Origin of the sequence: Methanolobus psychrotolerans (assembly GCF_002243045.1) — an archaeon.
GTDB classification, from domain to species: Archaea; Halobacteriota; Methanosarcinia; order Methanosarcinales; family Methanosarcinaceae; genus Methanolobus; species Methanolobus psychrotolerans.
Genome location: NZ_MBKP01000044.1, coordinates 1 through 14,687, shown reverse-complemented (window position 1 = coordinate 14,687; position 14,687 = coordinate 1). Strand labels below are relative to the sequence as shown.

Here is a 14,687-nt window from a genome sequence, read left to right as displayed (position 1 = left end):
GATGCGACAGGCATGGGATGTTAAAATAAATCATAGTTTCAGAACGGTGAATTATCCTAAAAACTGCGCTCTACTGTTATTCACCTCGCTTCATGTACCATGAAGCTGATGCTGGTTCCACTTGTGTACAATTTAATGCAAGAGTCAGTTGCAGGCTCTTTGCACATTTCGGATGGGGGATAGCATATACTATAATTAGTATGTAGTATATAAAATTATTGTATTACCTATTATTATTAGTATGCCCTATGACGAACAAGTAAATTTTAGCATAAGTCAGACTTCTCCGTTTCCTCTGGCAATGACGAAGACAGCTTTTACATTGTGCCCGATCAGTTCTGCCGTTATAACCGTAAGGCTCCGTGATTCCATCATCATGCGGGCACCTTCCACAGTGAGCTGCTGCCCGTCGGCAGGTGGCTTCCCGTATGTTCTCAGGTAGCGGTAGCCCATCTTCAGTTTATTGAGAAACGTCATCCCTTCTGTGGTGAAGCTGAGAGCGATCAGCCTGCCGTTGTCCTTCAGGACCCGGGTGGCTTCAGTCACTGCATTTTCCGGTTCCGGGATGATATGCAGCAGATTCGCCATGAAAACCGTGTCGAAGCTGTTGTTCTCATAGGGCAGGTTAAAACAGTCGGCTTTCTCCAGACGGACATTGGAAAACGATGGCAACTTTTTCCGGGCAACCACCAGCATCTCATCGGACAGATCGGTTGCATAAAGCAACTCTGCTTCCTTTGCGAGCACCTGGGTGTAAGTGCCTGCACCACATGCCAGCTCAAGGGTCCGCCCGAGAGATTTCTGCTCTGCAACTTTCCGGAGTATCAACTCGATCTCAGCTTTCCCGACAACGTACTCATTGCGTTCTTCGAAATCCGCTGCAAATCTCGACCAATGAGTTTCTTTTTCTGTCATTTTCTCATGTCCTTTCAAATTTGTGGATTATTTTTTCAGTTTCGGGAAAAACATACCCACCTGATTTTTATATTCAATATATTCATCGCCGAATTGTTCTATCAAAACCTCTTCTTCGGTTTTGGCAGTTGGGTAGATCCCAAGAAGTATAAAAAAAGCGGGAATCAATATCCACAGATTAAGCAGAACAAAACTCAATCCTGCAAGAATCAGGAAATAGGAAGCATATAAAGGATGTCTTATTAGTGAAAAAGGACCTTTTCTGATCAACTTCTGATCTGCAAGTGTTCCGGACGGTGCAGGACGCAGATATTTTCCGGCAACGATGATATTTGCATTGTACATGATCGCCCCAATATAAAATACGATTAAACCAATGATTTCTATCGCCGGTTCATTGGGTGATGAAAACGTCATGGTTTGCAAAAAACCAGCATATTCGTTCAAGGCCAGAGAAAAGATCCCTTCAACCCAAAAGATCCACATAAATAGAACCCCTATCACCAGCAGAACAAAAAAAGGTTTGTTGTATGTTGCTTTTTTTCCATTATTTCCCTTGCTTTTTTCATTTTTATAATCAGACCAGTATCTGATACTGGGAAACAGCATAACTATTAACGGAATCGAAAGAAAGATTGCAAGTAGAGGTTGGTTTATCATGTTTAGCCCTTTTTGTCTATTTTAAGTATGCCCGTCCTTGGCATATTCATTAGAACCAATCACGATGCCTCGGAGAACAAAATCCCTGCATCAGCCTGCCAGTACGAACACTGTTTACCCGAATCTGGGAATCATGTAATCAGGAAAAAGCAAATACCGGGGTCCGTAGAGAATCACGGCAGTCAGTACCGCATCCCTCGTCAGCCAGGGACCACGTCCGAATTGTGTCATCTGCCTGGCAGTCGTCATACGAACTCGATCCTCAGTATCCTGTTACTCATGTTATTCCTGAACCAGGGAATGTAAGCAAGCTTGCCCAGCCATCTCCACCTGTCCTTACGAATGTCGAAAAGATTGAATGACTCCCTGACCCTGAGCCTGCTGTCAACAGTTTCAAGATCAGCCGGCTTTTTGACTCCCCATTTGAATACAAGATGCTCATCCATCATTTTCAGAGTCTCATGTTTTCTGCTGAATCGTAAGGCAAATTTTGGAAAAACTTCCAGAAGCATCCTTGCATTCGGGAAACTTTCGATCAGCCGGGTTAATATGTCCTGGACTTGATCGGGTTCGAAGTACATGAAAACCCCTTCCGAAATAAAAAGCACAGGCTGGTCGGCATGTTCTATATCATCCATCCAGTAATAATCAAAGATGGACCTGCCAAGCATTCTGTACCTGACAGTCTCTTCGAAGAACTGTTTCCTTACCTCGATCACCGGGGGCAGGTCAAGATCATACCAGTTGATAGACCCGTTATCCACCCTGAAAAACCTGGTATCAAGCCCGCAACCAAGATTGATGATCGTCGCATCGGGATGTGCCCGCACGAATCGTTTCGTTTCCCTGTCCAGTATATTCGCCCTGACCGCACAGCCTAGCTGGGACATCCAGGCTCCTTTGAATTTCGAAAAATCATAATCAATCTTCTTTACAAGATTCAGTGCATGTTCGTCCATGATTACAGGGTCTGCTTTATCCCATTCTTCCGCCCTTGCCCACAGGGGGATCAAAAGGGTCTCTGAAACATCTTTCAAATTATGACTGACCATTATATAACTACCTCGGAAAAGCCATCAGGTGGCTGCTATTCAATCCGGCAGAGAAAAGGAACAAGGTAAATCGTGCAGTTCCATAGTGCTCCCGGTAGGCTCGAAAACCACCTTGTGACAATTATTCTTCACCCCGGATATTCCTATTGATTTCTGTATAGGAATATTATTAGCTATGGCTAATAGTATTTTAGTGCTATATATTTGTTTGTGTTCACTACAAGCTACTGATATTTCAGTCAAAAGCCAGCAGTTAACAAAGTTGCTGTTCTGCAGCTTCCTTTTTCCATGGCCTGGGCCAAAACCTTCGGTTTTTTCTCGATAACATACCTCGGTGCATGTGCCATATCCTTCCAGTTACACATGACATTTCAGCTGGGGTCCCATGATTTTAAAAACTACCTGTAATAGCGTAAGTGGCCCGAATGTATTATAACAGGACAAGAATAATTATCAGCATCGTGAATACACCGAACAGGGAATAATTCGTCTGATGTATGAATACATGGAAAAAAGGGAACGACACAAAAGAATCTAATTATTCCGGGTTAATGAGCCAAAAAAAATGAATAAAAAAGAATGCTACCATTGTAGCCGGAGTATATAATGCATTCTTTTTACATCTTACAATAGATTGCATCAACCGGGCAGGCCTCATCAAAAGCACCACAATCGACACACTTTGCAACATCGACTGTGCATGGTGTTCCTTCGCTTATTGCATCGACAGGGCATTCTGAAACACAGACGCCACAACTAAGACATGTTTCTGTAATTATGTACCTATTAATTCTCCTCAAATAACAAAAAGCAACAATCGTATATATGCTATCTTTGTAACTTTTTGTTTAACGGTATATCTTTTCATAATGGATTTTTTATATGGTTACCAACAAAAAAAAGTTTAGACTAACAATAAACCAACCAGTCTAATAGTCAAGAAAAAAGTGTAGTGAGGACAAACGGTACCTGATTTGCCCTCGCATCCTATGCACCACCTCTGAGAAGAGATTTGTGCATTCTTCATAGATTCTCTCACTATCTATGAAGGCCATTATGCAACTAAGTTAAGAGCCGGAAGGTGAAATTATCTACTCAATGACAATGTAGTAAAGAGCAAAGTCACATAATAGCATATACTACAATGGATTAATAGTATATATTGTTTTTGTATACCTATATTTTTTAGTCTTGCCTATGCAATGTGAACTACTTTTTTAGTCAACTGCTACCCTGCTTATAAGGTGTGGTTCATTCAAGCATCCAACGTACCTTCGATCTTGGAACCGTCATATGTGCAACGGATATTAATCGCTCCTTGCAGAAAAGACTAGTAATCTGCATCATCGTCATCATGTATAGCAGCATACTGATCGTATTCAAAGCTATTTTTTGTCCAGGTCGCATCTTCTGCATTCCCGGAGGAGGTAATTTGGTTGTGATACTATTCTAAATTATTCTAATGGATTGAATAATAATTTCAACAGAATATACCTGTCTAAAAAAGGAACCCTAACAGACAACACGCAGGAGCGACTCAGTTCTTCTAGCTATATCAGGATCAGTAGTGTTTCTAGGAAGACGCGTGTTGTCTGGTAGTATACCCTAATTATATTCGATAGTATTTAACTTTATTGTGTAATCTATTATTTATGTTCTGTAAGTAGCGATGCTTAATAAAAATAAAAAGTATCATCTGGTCTTCAGGGAAAGCTTGCTACTAGAATAGTTATATTGCAAGTGCGGAGGCTATCATGCAACACTTGGAGAAGACCGTTCTGCTAGAGTAAGTGACCTATGTAGCTGCAATAGGAAGCCGATTGTATCTATTAAGCAGGTGTTTGTTGCATGATAGCAATAACTATAATGGTTTATACGTATATATTATTTTCGTCATCCCTACTAATTATAGTGTATTTGAATTTAGTTCATGTGTCATTGGTTAAGAAGGGAATGATATTAGCTGTCTTAATTTATTCAACTGTCACCAATAATTCGAATGTGTTATAAACAGGAACATGGTCATGTTTTCATGAAAATTAGTCATAACTTGAGTTAGACATCAAGTAAAAAATCGATAGTTTTCAGGCAAAAGTTCACCTTAACTGAATACCAATAAAATGGCCTTAAGCATTCTTTCCCTTCAACTAAAGGAGATATTATAGTTAAGAACCGATTGTTTAAAACTTATTAGATTATCATTACTGTCAATAAGGCATGTTTTCAAAACTCATATGTTACAAACCAAATGTTTTCAACTATAAATGACAGGTATAACAATCAATTCAAGAAGATGTGGTTATGTTCACGAAGTAAGTGGGAAGATTGATGGAAATAAAGTAATAATAGAAATTGACACTCTATGCAACGTTGTCAAGAACATATCCCGCATGGAAGTTCCTCTTGAAGGAATACTTGGGATAAAAGATAACTATGTTCTTGAAAAGGCAAGTCATGCCCCATGTTGTGATACATGCCTTGTTCCTTGTGCGGTTCTGCATTTATGCAGACTGGAAGCAGGATATATGTCAAAAAGTCTTGTTAAAGATGTAGGAAACATAAGCATTGAATTCAAATCTATTAGTCTCACCTCTCTCTCATTTATTAGGAACAAAGGGAATTGACATTAAGGGTACCATTCAGGTTCATTACTTTAGCGATATCTGCTGGTGCTTTAGTGGGGAGATTGGATACATGTATGAAAACATAACAAAGTTTGTCTACTCATCTTATTTTCTCTCTCAAATAATCTGCCTGCGGTTTAGCGAGTACATCTGGATCTTTTTCATCTTGGCGAGGTTCATGACATTCTTCATTTCCTTTTCCTCAAGCAGGCGGGATTCGATGTATCCGTTATCTGCTGCCTCGTTGAATATCTCATAGCCGATGCCCGAACGTGCAAGTACCGTGGTCCATTCCTTGGGCGTGCCTACGCCTCCAAAGGAGAGGTCTGCGCTCTCAGAGGCCATGTCTGTGCAGTACTTACATGAACTGCTCCTGTACTTGTCAAGTTCTTCCAGCGGGAAGACCCTAAGCTCATCCTGGGTCTGGAACTCGAACTTTCCCTTGCGGATCTTCATCCATTCGACATCTGCGAGATTCATATCTTTTTTTTCAACGAATTCCTTGATACCTTCGTAATAGAAAGTGTCCATGCAGAACAGTCCCATTTTCAGGATGTTAGCCCTCATGAACAGGTGCAAAAAGCCATGCGGGCTTTTCTGCATCTTGGTAACGGCATCGATATTGCAGCTTGGGCCCACAAAAGCAATGCTTCTCATACCCTGTTTCACTGCACTCATCAAAGCTCCCAGCGTCATGCTGTGGCTGTAAATACTTCCTGCGCCTTCTAATATCTCATCGTACGTTGTTGCCACAATAGGTACAGGCTTCCAGGGCTCTTCCTCAGATTTAGTCGTTACTATGGCACAGTCGATAAGTCCTTCTTCAAGGGCATAGGCCAGCATTGAGGTCACCACGCCTCCGTCCTGTCCTTTCAGCTCGGGTATAGCTGTCTTTGCACAATAGGCGTTGCGTATCTTACCCACAAGCCCTTCTTCTGTGGTTATCGTTCTTGGGCACTGATTGTAGCAGACGCCACAAGCTGTACACTTACCAATAATTGTGGGTTGTTCGTCCTTTATGACAATGGATTCGCAAGATGCGGCACAGGCTCCGCAGAGAGTGCATATGCCGGGTATGATTATATCTTTCCTGAGCTTTCCGAAAGATATTTTTTCCTGTTCGGCAATGGACCTTTTAAGGCGGATAACTCTCTTCTCAAGGAGGTCGAACTTGCTTTTACATTCGGGCGAGCAGAATCTATATCTTTTCCCCCCATATTCTGTAACATATGGGGTATCTTCCTGCACTTTTGTCTTGCATATTGGATCAAATGGCATACTTACTTCCACCCTTTAGGTGACATGAAATGAATTTGCCATAATCATGTATTTTCTTATATAAAAGAAAAATTGAAGCATATAATAATGAAGATTGCCTGTGCCATGATTCTTCTGAAATCCTTCCGTAAATTTCGTTACAAAATGCTTTATTTGAGGAAACAATAAAGTATTCCAGACAAAAATAAGTTATATGCGCATATTTATTGAAAACGACCATATTTATGGTATCGGAGAATTCATGAAACCAGAAACCAAAGCACAACTTATCTCAACAGGTTCCGTAAACATGGACCCTTCCCTTATCCACAGGTCAACCATTCCCACAGCCGGTCCTGGAGCCGGAAATGTAGCCTTCTTCTTCAATTCAGAAGGACACCGTGTCCGTCTGGCTGTCAAAAAAGGTTCTCCTCTGAAAGCAGAAATGGAAGAGGGGAAACTCGTGATAAGAAAAGACGGTGTTGAGATAGCAAGGGGTAGCATTGAAGAGGAACTCATCCACTGCCCGGACCAGGCTTTCATTACCATGTGTGAGCAATGCATTTTTGACTGTAAGTTCTGTCCGGTTCCAAAGCTTGGCGGCAAGGTCAAGACAATGGATCAGATGCTGAAGATGATCGAAGATGCTTACGGTACTGGCAGGATGAAAGCTATTTCCATTACATCAGGTGTTGAGCTGTCTGCAGAAAAAGAGGTTGACAGGGCTGAAGAACTCATCCGCAGGCTAAGGGAAATATACAATGTTCCAATAGGTGTTTCTGTTTATCCCACTGAAGATTCGACCGGCAGGCTCAAGAATGCAGGAGCCACTGAGCTAAAATATAACGTTGAGACCATGGACCGGGATATATATGCAAAGGTCTGTCCCGGACAGGATCTTGAACTCCTGCTTGATGCACTGAAGGAAGGCGTTGAGATATTTGGGAAGAACAAAGTTTGTTCCAATTTCATAATCGGTCTTGGGGAAACAGACAAGTCTGCAGAGAAAGGTATCGAAGAGCTCGTATCCATCGGTGTTGTTCCGATTCTGAGGGCAGCTGCCAGACATCCGTTGCGTGAGGGTGAGGTGACAATAGAGAGGCCATCTGCAGAAAGGTTACTGCATCTCAATCGTTTCCTGAAACAAAAACTCGATGAATATGGACTGCGTGCAGATACGTTTGAGACGATGTGTCTTCCGTGTACGGGATGTGACATCAATCCGCATGTGGATCTAGAGGAATGATTTTTCCAAATCTCTTTTTTATTTTGAGTTCTTCTTTGCTTTATTCTCAATAATTCCCGGCCACAACGAAGCCGATACTATCATACTCAGGATGAACACAAAGACCATGCCTGCAATGATATCGACCTGACTATACAGTGACACAGCTCTGGAATTGTTCACACTGAAAGAAAGTACTGCAAAAATGATGACAAGCAAAAGTGAAGAAACAATGCTTGCTATAAGCGCATATTTTCCTGTATTTTTCCCTGAAACTTTATCCATGCTATCATCCCTCCTTATTTTATCCTGCTGCGTTTCATAAGCAGGGAATTCGTCGTGACCGATACAGAGCTCATAGCCATGAAAGCCGCCGCGAGTTCAGGGCTGATTACTATCTTCATGATAAAAGGATAAAGTATCCCGGCAGCAAGAGGTATGCCAATACTGTTGTATCCGAATGCCCAGAACAGGTTCTGCTTGATCTTGTTCATAGTCAGGCGGCTCAGTCTTATAGAAGCGAGCACATCCCTCAGGTCGTTCTTAATAAGCACGATCTGTGCTGATTCCATGGCAACATCAGTTCCTGCTCCCATTGCGATACCTATGTCGGATTGCGTAAGTGCAGGTGCATCATTGATACCATCTCCCACCATTGCCACGATCCTGCCCTCTTCCTGGAGTTTCTTTACCTCTGAAGCCTTGTCTCCCGGAAGTACTTCTGTGAGCACTCTTTTAATACCAAGCTGGGATGCGATCGCATCTGCTGTCCTGCGGTTGTCTCCGGTTATCATCACAACTTCGATGCCCATCTGTTGCAGTTTTTCCACAGCTTCTTTTGAGTTCTCCTTGAGTGTATCCGCAACAGCAACCAGGCCAATAGCCTGCCTGTCCTTTGCGATTATCATTGCGGTCTTGCCTTCTACCTCAAGCTTTTCCATATTCTCATTGACATCGGAGATGTCAATCTCATTGTCTTCCATGAGCTTACGGGTTCCAAGCAATATCATGCTGCCGTTAAGAGTGGCTTCAACACCGTGTCCTGCAATGGAGTTGAATTTTTCTACGTTCCTGATTTCCAGTTTTCTATCCTCTGCGGCCTTCACAATAGCTTCACCGAGGGGATGTTCGGAGCCTTTCTCAGCGCTTGCAGCGATTGCAAGTATCTCATCTTTATCATGTTCGCCGGTTACTATTATATCGGTAAGTTCAGGCTTGCCTTTTGTGAGAGTTCCCGTCTTGTCAAACACGATAGTGTCTATCTTCAGTGTCCTCTCAAGGGCTTCCCCACCCTTGATCAGGATCCCATTCTCAGCTCCCTTGCCGGTACCCACCATGATCGCGGCTGGTGTTGCAAGTCCCACTGCACAGGGGCATGATATTACAAGCACCGTGATGGAAATAAGCAAAGAGAACAGGAACGGACTTGCTATTCCTGAATGCATTGCAACGTTGAATCTCTCGTATCCGATGAAATACCAGAAAAAGAATGCTGCCAGTGCAATAACATGTACTATAAGAATGAAGTGACCGGCAACCACATCGGCTATTCGCTGTATAGGCGCCTTGGAATTCTGGGCATTTTCCACAAGCTCGATAATTCTTGCAAGGGCTGTATCAGCACCGACATTGGTGGCCTTGAATTTCAATGCTCCTGATTTATTGAGTGTGGAACCGATAACCATGTCTCCAATATTCTTTTCCACAGGTATGCTCTCGCCTGTGATCATAGACTCATCCATTGCAGAAGAACCCTCAATAACAACACCATCTACAGGTGCCTTTTCTCCTGGCCTTACAAAGACAATGTCGTCCACCTGTACATCTTCCACAAGCACTTCCTTTTCTTTGCCAGCAACGATGATGCGTGCAGTCTTTGCCTGCAGGCCTATGAGTTTCTTAATCGACTCGGATGTCCTTCCCTTTGCCCTTGCTTCCAGGTATCTTCCAAAAACAATGAAAGTGATAAGCATCACGGCAGTATCATAATACACATGCTCGTAGCCAGGCCCCAGATTCAGATAACTTGCCGCAATGCTGATGACGTAAGCCGATCCTGTACCGGTGGCAATCAGCAGGTTCATGTCGGTGACACCATGTTTCAGGCCACGATAGGTTCCAACGAAGAACTGTCTTCCCGGGAATACCATAACAATGGTTGCCAGGAGGAACAACAGGTTCCTGTCGGAAAACAGGGTTGGCACAAATCCGAACGGGCCCGGAAACATCATTCTCATATTTCCGAGCATTATAGGGATCAGGACTGCAACGGAGATGAGCAGGTTATTTCTCTGCTGTCTGATCTCTTGTTCACGTTCTTTCCTTTCCCGGTCTTCCGCATCCTTCCTGTCTGCCGGAAGTGAGGCTGAATATCCGATGCCTTCCACGGCTTTCCTCATCTCGTCCACTGAGACAAGGGAATAATTATACTCCACATGCGCCTTTCCGGTTGTGATGTTCACACTTGCCGAGCTGACACCTGTAAGTCGCTTGAGCACCTTTTCAACGTTCTGGGAACAAGCAGCGCACTTCATTCCGCCTATATCAAGAGTAATCCTGTCCTTTACAACATGGTAACCTATGGCATCAATCGAATTTTCCATCTCTTCTGGCTTTATGAGTGCAGGTTCATAACTGACAGATGCCCTTTCCATAGGCAGGTTCACCGAAGCAGATATTACTCCATTCAGTTTCCCCAGGGCTTTCTCAATGTTCTGTGCGCAGGCAGAGCATTGCATGCCTGACACCTTGAATACGATGTTCTTCACAGAACCCGGTTCTGGTTTGCTTTCGTCAGGCTCCACGTCATCGATTATTATTGGGCATGCAGCCTCTTCTTCATCCGCAACCGGGATTGTACACGCACCCTCCCCAACTTCGTATCCTACACCAGTGACTGCTTTTTTTATCTCCTCAAGGTCAATCCTGTCAGCATCGAATTCCACGGATGCTTTCTCATTCTCAAGGCTGACTTCAACAGAGACAACTCCGTCAAGAGCTGATATGGCATCAGTAACACGCTTGTGACAGTGCATGCATGTCATGCCATAAATTTGGATATCTGATTTCATATTATTGGAAAAAAAGGTAGTAACGGAGTCTTTATTCAATTTTTCACTGTGTAACCTGCATCTGTTACTGCCGCCTTTATAACATCAAGCTTTGTAACGGCTGGATCAAAAGTAACAGTCGCCTGCTTTGTTGCAAGGTCAACCTTTAATTCACTGACTCCGGCGATTGTGCCAATGGCTTTCTCTACAGTTGCCTGACAGTGTCCGCACATCATGCCTTCGATTTTTATTGTTTCAGTAACCATGATCTAAAATCTCCTGTTACTTATTTATAAATCTCAATTATATAGGTTTCACGCATGTGAAGTATCTGCACAATTTTAACTAGTTCTCACGCACTGTCCGATCATCTCTTTCCAGTGACAGGGATTATCAACATCAAAGTAAAGTTTGGTAACAATTCATGAATCTTCTGATACGACTAATTGGTCATTTTGAAGGAAACCGCTTTTTACTTCAAGGCCAACTATTCTCTTGTGAAATATCTGTTTCTGGATGCCTTCTGAAATATCGGCTGCTATCAGGCGCTTGTTGGTAAGCATCGTAAGAATTGTTCCGTTTCTGGAAGATAACATCAGATATTCCCCTTTAAGGTACTCGGGGCGCAAACTCTCAAATATCTCAACCAGTTCAGGAAACTTTCTGGAGCTTATCGGATACATTTTGAGATTCTTATTTCCTGTTATGAGTATGCTTGTATTTAGTTCGTTATGAATTCCTAGTACTTCTTTTACTTCTATCCTCTCTTCTATCTGAGAACTCTTTGAAAAGAACCCTGAACTTTCTGTTTTCAGGAATATGTTCCTGTTTGTAATGCTCACCATGAATTTTTCTTTTCCTATGGTCACCACTTCGTTTGCAAGGATTTCTTCTCCTCTTTTAAGAATGGCTCCACTGCCTATTTCTTCGGAAAGTCCTCTGGCATGCTTTGCCTGAACATCATTTATTTCTGTACATCCCTCCGGTAAATAGTGATTGAGCATTCCTGCAAGCAGGTTTCCGTCTATGAGTTTTAGGTTATGATCTGCTGCCTCTTCCATGACTTCTTTTGTGAAAGAAGAGGTTGCAGCTTTAATTACGCCATCCACCCTGTCCCTGTATCTGAGGCTGCTATATTCCCTTAATTCTTTTACACCAGCAGGAGATGAATCTCGTTTTGCCTGGACCAGCCATGTGTGCGTAAGTCCGAAGTTCTCTATCTTAATTACGATATCAATTCCTCTGTCCCTGGAGTATTGGGTAAGCTCTGTTTTGTATCCCCTAGTTGAAAAAAGCTTTGAGAGCAATATTTCAAACTCCTGCGTTTCAATCCCACGCAGATTCTCAAGTGTCCATTTTGCAATTTTATCCGGTTAAATCTATTGTTTTGGTGTTTATCTTTTTTATCCCGTAATTAACCGGATATCATCGGTATTGGACAGTTATTACACAACCATGCAAACTCTTAAATGTGTTAAATCAGATAGTAATAAGAAATCCTATGTTTATATCAAATCGTGTTCACAGTTAAATATCTGTAAACATAATATTATTCAAAAGGGTGAATTTTATGGATGAGTTAGAATCTATCCGACACAAAAGGCTGCAGGAATTGCAGCAATCTCTGGAGCAAAAACATTTTCCTTCAAGTCCGGTGACAATTACCGATGCTTCATTTGATGAGTTCGTATTGAAATATCCGCTTGTTCTTGTGGACTGCTGGGCCCCATGGTGTGGGCCTTGCAGGATGCTCTCCCCGGTTCTTGATGAGCTGGCAATTGAGATGCAGGGGAAAGTGGTTTTTGGCAAATTGAATGTAGATGATGAGAAAATGACAGCTGTAACCTTTGGGATTACCAGCATCCCTGCAATGCTTATCTTCAGGGAAGGAAAATTCGTTGACAAGCTAATAGGTGCTCTGCCAAAGCAGAATATTATACAAAAACTTCAGCCTTATATTGAGGGATAAAATGACACATAAACCCAGAATAGCAGAAAGCCCTTCAGTTCGTTTACTTGACCTTAAGGACAAATCAAAATCATATTTCATTGTAGCGTCAGTAGAAGTGGGTAATACAACTACCAAATGTATTCTTACCGCAACCAACCTTGAAGACGGCAAGACCCGGCTTGTCAAAAAAACAGTTAGCATGACAAGGGATGTCCGTCCACCCAAGCCTGGTGAAGAGATTTTTGGAAGAACTCTCAATGGCGTCGAACTTACAAGGGAATCGGTTGGAGAACTTGTAAAGAACACCCTTCTTGGAGCTGTGAAAGAAGCAAACCTTGACATAAAGACAGATGTTCATTTTGTTGTCAGGTCTACAGGTGTTGTGGCAGGTTTTGACTCTCCTGATGAGGTAGGTGAGTTCATTAAGGCACTTGCAGACGGGTGCCTTATGGCAGGTGTCCCTCCAAACCGTATGACTCCCCCAATGTCTATTTCAAATATTCCGGATAGGTTCCAGAAATACTCCAAGCTTGAAAAAGTTATATTTGACGGTGCAGTTGCAAGTGTAACTCCCCCGACCGGTGCAACAGGTGTTGAGATAGTTGCTAATGAAATGGAAGGGGAACTTGCAACAGCTGGGATCAAGGAAGGTGCTAAATGGGTTGATGTGGATTTCCGTAATCCATGCATTTCCATGGACTTCGGTACAACCCTTGACGGAAGGATAATCAGTCCAGATCTTCCTTATGCAAAGACCATAGGAAACTTCTGTGGTTATGCAGGTGCGATCCCAGATGCGATGATTAAGGGTACTGGTCAGGTTGATTCCAAAAAAGGTACTGCACTTGACGTTTTTGATAACAGGTCACTGGACGGGCTTGCGCTGAAACTGAAAGGTAAGGTCATTAAAGAATATGCTGAAAAGATATTGAACTACATTGTCATCGAGAAAGTACCCAAAGGACGCAAACGATATGGTAGTGTTCCTGTCAATTCTGAAGCAGCAGACTTGATAAAGGTGGTACTTATCGGTTGTGATGTCGGCGATAATGGGTCTGATATGGATAACCTGTCTGCACTTGGTGCTGAGATATATGAGAAACACAATATGAAGGTCCTGTTTGCTGTTATCGATGAAGTCATGGCACGTGTGGTACAGCGCCTTGTTAAAGTGGCACAGGACGAAGGTCTTGTCTTTGAGGATACTGCAATAGGTGTGACCGGCAGGGCAGGTATAACCGGCAACAAGCCAAAGCTCATACTGAAATACCTGCACGATCTCGGTATTAATAATAACATCGATGAACACGTTGTATTTGTTGACGATGGTCTTGCACGTGGTGCCGCTGTAATGGCAAGGTGCATGAATTCCCTGGGTACTACTTTCAATCCGCTGGGCGGTCACCGGGGAGGAAAATGCATACTTGGCCAGCGAATAAAATTACAGAACAAATGAGAATAGGAATTGGCAGGATCCTCCTGCCAGTTAATAATTTCACTGATAAGCAATCTGAAAATGTGATACGATCATGCTCTTCTTTTTTGCTGTCTTTTAATCTCTTTCTGGAACTCGATCTCATGTTTTTTCATAGATCTGTCATGCCTGTTGGGATTTGTATTTTTCAAATTTGCACCTCATAAACAATCATGAATGATGCGTTTGACTACCGGCGAAACATAAAGCTCTGAAAACATAGTATATTATCGGCGCATTCTTCAGTAATTCGTAACTATTCAGCCTAGCTCCCTTCCACCAAGCTGATTTCTCTCTCTACGATCAATTCTGCAATATTGGAATAAGTGAACCCTCATAGAATATTGCATTAATCGAGTCTATAACAGACATGGAATTCTTGCTAACAGTAGAAACGTATCCTCTTATCCGGCAGAAATTTCTCGCACCTTGTTCACTACGGAAGGTACCGGATATCTTCTGTTGTACTTTCGTCATTC

Annotated in this window: 14 protein-coding genes; 4 read left to right on the top strand and 10 right to left on the bottom strand. The window is 42.6% G+C overall.

Annotated features, from left to right (window positions below; translation table 11 throughout):
* Window positions 1-276 precede the first annotated feature (276 nt).
* From BB781_RS12585 to BB781_RS12570, 5 genes are all read right to left on the bottom strand, one after another.
* Window positions 277-915, bottom strand: coding sequence for a class I SAM-dependent methyltransferase (locus BB781_RS12585; RefSeq protein ID WP_094228835.1), 639 nt, complete (start codon window positions 913-915; stop codon window positions 277-279).
* 27 nt (window positions 916-942) lie between these two features.
* Window positions 943-1,575 carry a methyltransferase family protein gene (locus BB781_RS12580; RefSeq protein ID WP_094228834.1) on the bottom strand — a complete coding sequence of 211 codons (633 nt, stop codon included), beginning with the start codon at window positions 1,573-1,575 and terminating at the stop codon, window positions 943-945.
* A gap of 114 nt (window positions 1,576-1,689) precedes the next feature.
* Window positions 1,690-1,824 (bottom strand): hypothetical protein, encoded by a 135-nt coding sequence (locus tag BB781_RS16375; protein ID WP_277985503.1) that lies wholly within the window; start codon window positions 1,822-1,824, stop codon window positions 1,690-1,692.
* Window positions 1,821-2,627: a class I SAM-dependent methyltransferase gene (locus tag BB781_RS12575; RefSeq protein ID WP_094228833.1), complete on the bottom strand. Its 807-nt coding sequence runs from the start codon at window positions 2,625-2,627 to the stop codon at window positions 1,821-1,823. The genes BB781_RS16375 and BB781_RS12575 overlap by 4 nt, the downstream gene beginning before the upstream one ends.
* Before the next feature lie 617 nt (window positions 2,628-3,244).
* Window positions 3,245-3,427 carry a DUF362 domain-containing protein gene (locus BB781_RS12570; protein ID WP_340637527.1) on the bottom strand — a complete coding sequence of 61 codons (183 nt, stop codon included), beginning with the start codon at window positions 3,425-3,427 and terminating at the stop codon, window positions 3,245-3,247.
* Window positions 3,428-4,891: 1,464 nt separating this feature from the next.
* On the opposite strand from BB781_RS12570, the gene BB781_RS12565 reads away from it, so the two are divergent.
* Complete coding sequence (locus BB781_RS12565) at window positions 4,892-5,251, top strand: DUF6951 family protein (protein WP_094228832.1); 360 nt, start codon at window positions 4,892-4,894, stop codon at window positions 5,249-5,251.
* Window positions 5,252-5,368: 117 nt separating this feature from the next.
* Here BB781_RS12565 and BB781_RS12560 read toward each other — a convergent pair whose 3' ends face one another.
* Window positions 5,369-6,529 (bottom strand): Coenzyme F420 hydrogenase/dehydrogenase, beta subunit C-terminal domain, encoded by a 1,161-nt coding sequence (locus BB781_RS12560; RefSeq protein WP_094228831.1) that lies wholly within the window; start codon window positions 6,527-6,529, stop codon window positions 5,369-5,371.
* A 241-nt stretch (window positions 6,530-6,770) separates the two neighbouring features.
* Here BB781_RS12560 and BB781_RS12555 point away from each other — a divergent pair, with 241 nt between their 5' ends.
* Window positions 6,771-7,754, top strand: a complete 984-nt coding sequence (locus tag BB781_RS12555) for a radical SAM protein (protein ID WP_094228837.1) — start codon at window positions 6,771-6,773, stop codon at window positions 7,752-7,754.
* Between the two features lie 18 nt (window positions 7,755-7,772).
* Here the strand turns inward: BB781_RS12555 and BB781_RS12550 are convergent, their stop codons facing one another.
* The 4 genes from BB781_RS12550 to BB781_RS12535 form a co-directional block, all read right to left on the bottom strand.
* Entirely contained in the window at window positions 7,773-8,018 is a 246-nt protein-coding gene (locus BB781_RS12550) for a hypothetical protein (protein ID WP_094228830.1), read from the bottom strand.
* Window positions 8,019-8,032: 14 nt separating this feature from the next.
* Window positions 8,033-10,777, bottom strand: coding sequence for a heavy metal translocating P-type ATPase (locus tag BB781_RS12545; RefSeq protein ID WP_242492659.1), 2,745 nt, complete (start codon window positions 10,775-10,777; stop codon window positions 8,033-8,035).
* 62 nt (window positions 10,778-10,839) lie between these two features.
* Entirely contained in the window at window positions 10,840-11,049 is a 210-nt protein-coding gene (locus BB781_RS12540) for a heavy-metal-associated domain-containing protein (protein ID WP_094228829.1), read from the bottom strand.
* Window positions 11,050-11,205: 156 nt separating this feature from the next.
* The gene (locus tag BB781_RS12535; protein ID WP_277985504.1) at window positions 11,206-12,114 is read right to left on the bottom strand and encodes a restriction endonuclease; all 909 of its coding nucleotides are present in this window, start codon (window positions 12,112-12,114) and stop codon (window positions 11,206-11,208) included.
* A gap of 239 nt (window positions 12,115-12,353) precedes the next feature.
* Here BB781_RS12535 and trxA point away from each other — a divergent pair, with 239 nt between their 5' ends.
* Both trxA and BB781_RS12525 read left to right on the top strand, forming a co-directional pair.
* Window positions 12,354-12,752, top strand: a complete 399-nt coding sequence (trxA, locus tag BB781_RS12530) for a thioredoxin (RefSeq protein ID WP_094228827.1) — start codon at window positions 12,354-12,356, stop codon at window positions 12,750-12,752.
* A gap of 1 nt (window position 12,753) precedes the next feature.
* On the top strand, window positions 12,754-14,190 hold the full coding sequence (locus BB781_RS12525) for a methanogenesis marker 14 protein (RefSeq protein WP_094228826.1): 1,437 nt from the start codon (window positions 12,754-12,756) through the stop codon (window positions 14,188-14,190).
* The last annotated feature ends 497 nt before the right edge of the window (window positions 14,191-14,687 follow it).

What these genes read in the sequence shown, in the direction of transcription:
- BB781_RS12575 (WP_094228833.1), bottom strand. Translation starts at nt 2,627, where the DNA reads ATGGTCAGTCATAATTTGAAAGATGTTTCAGAGACCCTTTTGATCCCC.
- BB781_RS12555 (WP_094228837.1), top strand. Translation starts at nt 6,771, where the DNA reads ATGAAACCAGAAACCAAAGCACAACTTATCTCAACAGGTTCCGTAAAC.
- BB781_RS16375 (WP_277985503.1), bottom strand. Translation starts at nt 1,824, where the DNA reads ATGACGACTGCCAGGCAGATGACACAATTCGGACGTGGTCCCTGGCTG.
- BB781_RS12580 (WP_094228834.1), bottom strand. Translation starts at nt 1,575, where the DNA reads ATGATAAACCAACCTCTACTTGCAATCTTTCTTTCGATTCCGTTAATA.
- BB781_RS12540 (WP_094228829.1), bottom strand. Translation starts at nt 11,049, where the DNA reads ATGGTTACTGAAACAATAAAAATCGAAGGCATGATGTGCGGACACTGT.
- BB781_RS12545 (WP_242492659.1), bottom strand. Translation starts at nt 10,777, where the DNA reads ATGACATGCATGCACTGTCACAAGCGTGTTACTGATGCCATATCAGCT.
- BB781_RS12565 (WP_094228832.1), top strand. Translation starts at nt 4,892, where the DNA reads ATGACAGGTATAACAATCAATTCAAGAAGATGTGGTTATGTTCACGAA.
- BB781_RS12560 (WP_094228831.1), bottom strand. Translation starts at nt 6,529, where the DNA reads ATGCCATTTGATCCAATATGCAAGACAAAAGTGCAGGAAGATACCCCA.
- trxA (WP_094228827.1), top strand. Translation starts at nt 12,354, where the DNA reads ATGGATGAGTTAGAATCTATCCGACACAAAAGGCTGCAGGAATTGCAG.
- BB781_RS12525 (WP_094228826.1), top strand. Translation starts at nt 12,754, where the DNA reads ATGACACATAAACCCAGAATAGCAGAAAGCCCTTCAGTTCGTTTACTT.
- BB781_RS12550 (WP_094228830.1), bottom strand. Translation starts at nt 8,018, where the DNA reads ATGGATAAAGTTTCAGGGAAAAATACAGGAAAATATGCGCTTATAGCA.
- BB781_RS12585 (WP_094228835.1), bottom strand. Translation starts at nt 915, where the DNA reads ATGACAGAAAAAGAAACTCATTGGTCGAGATTTGCAGCGGATTTCGAA.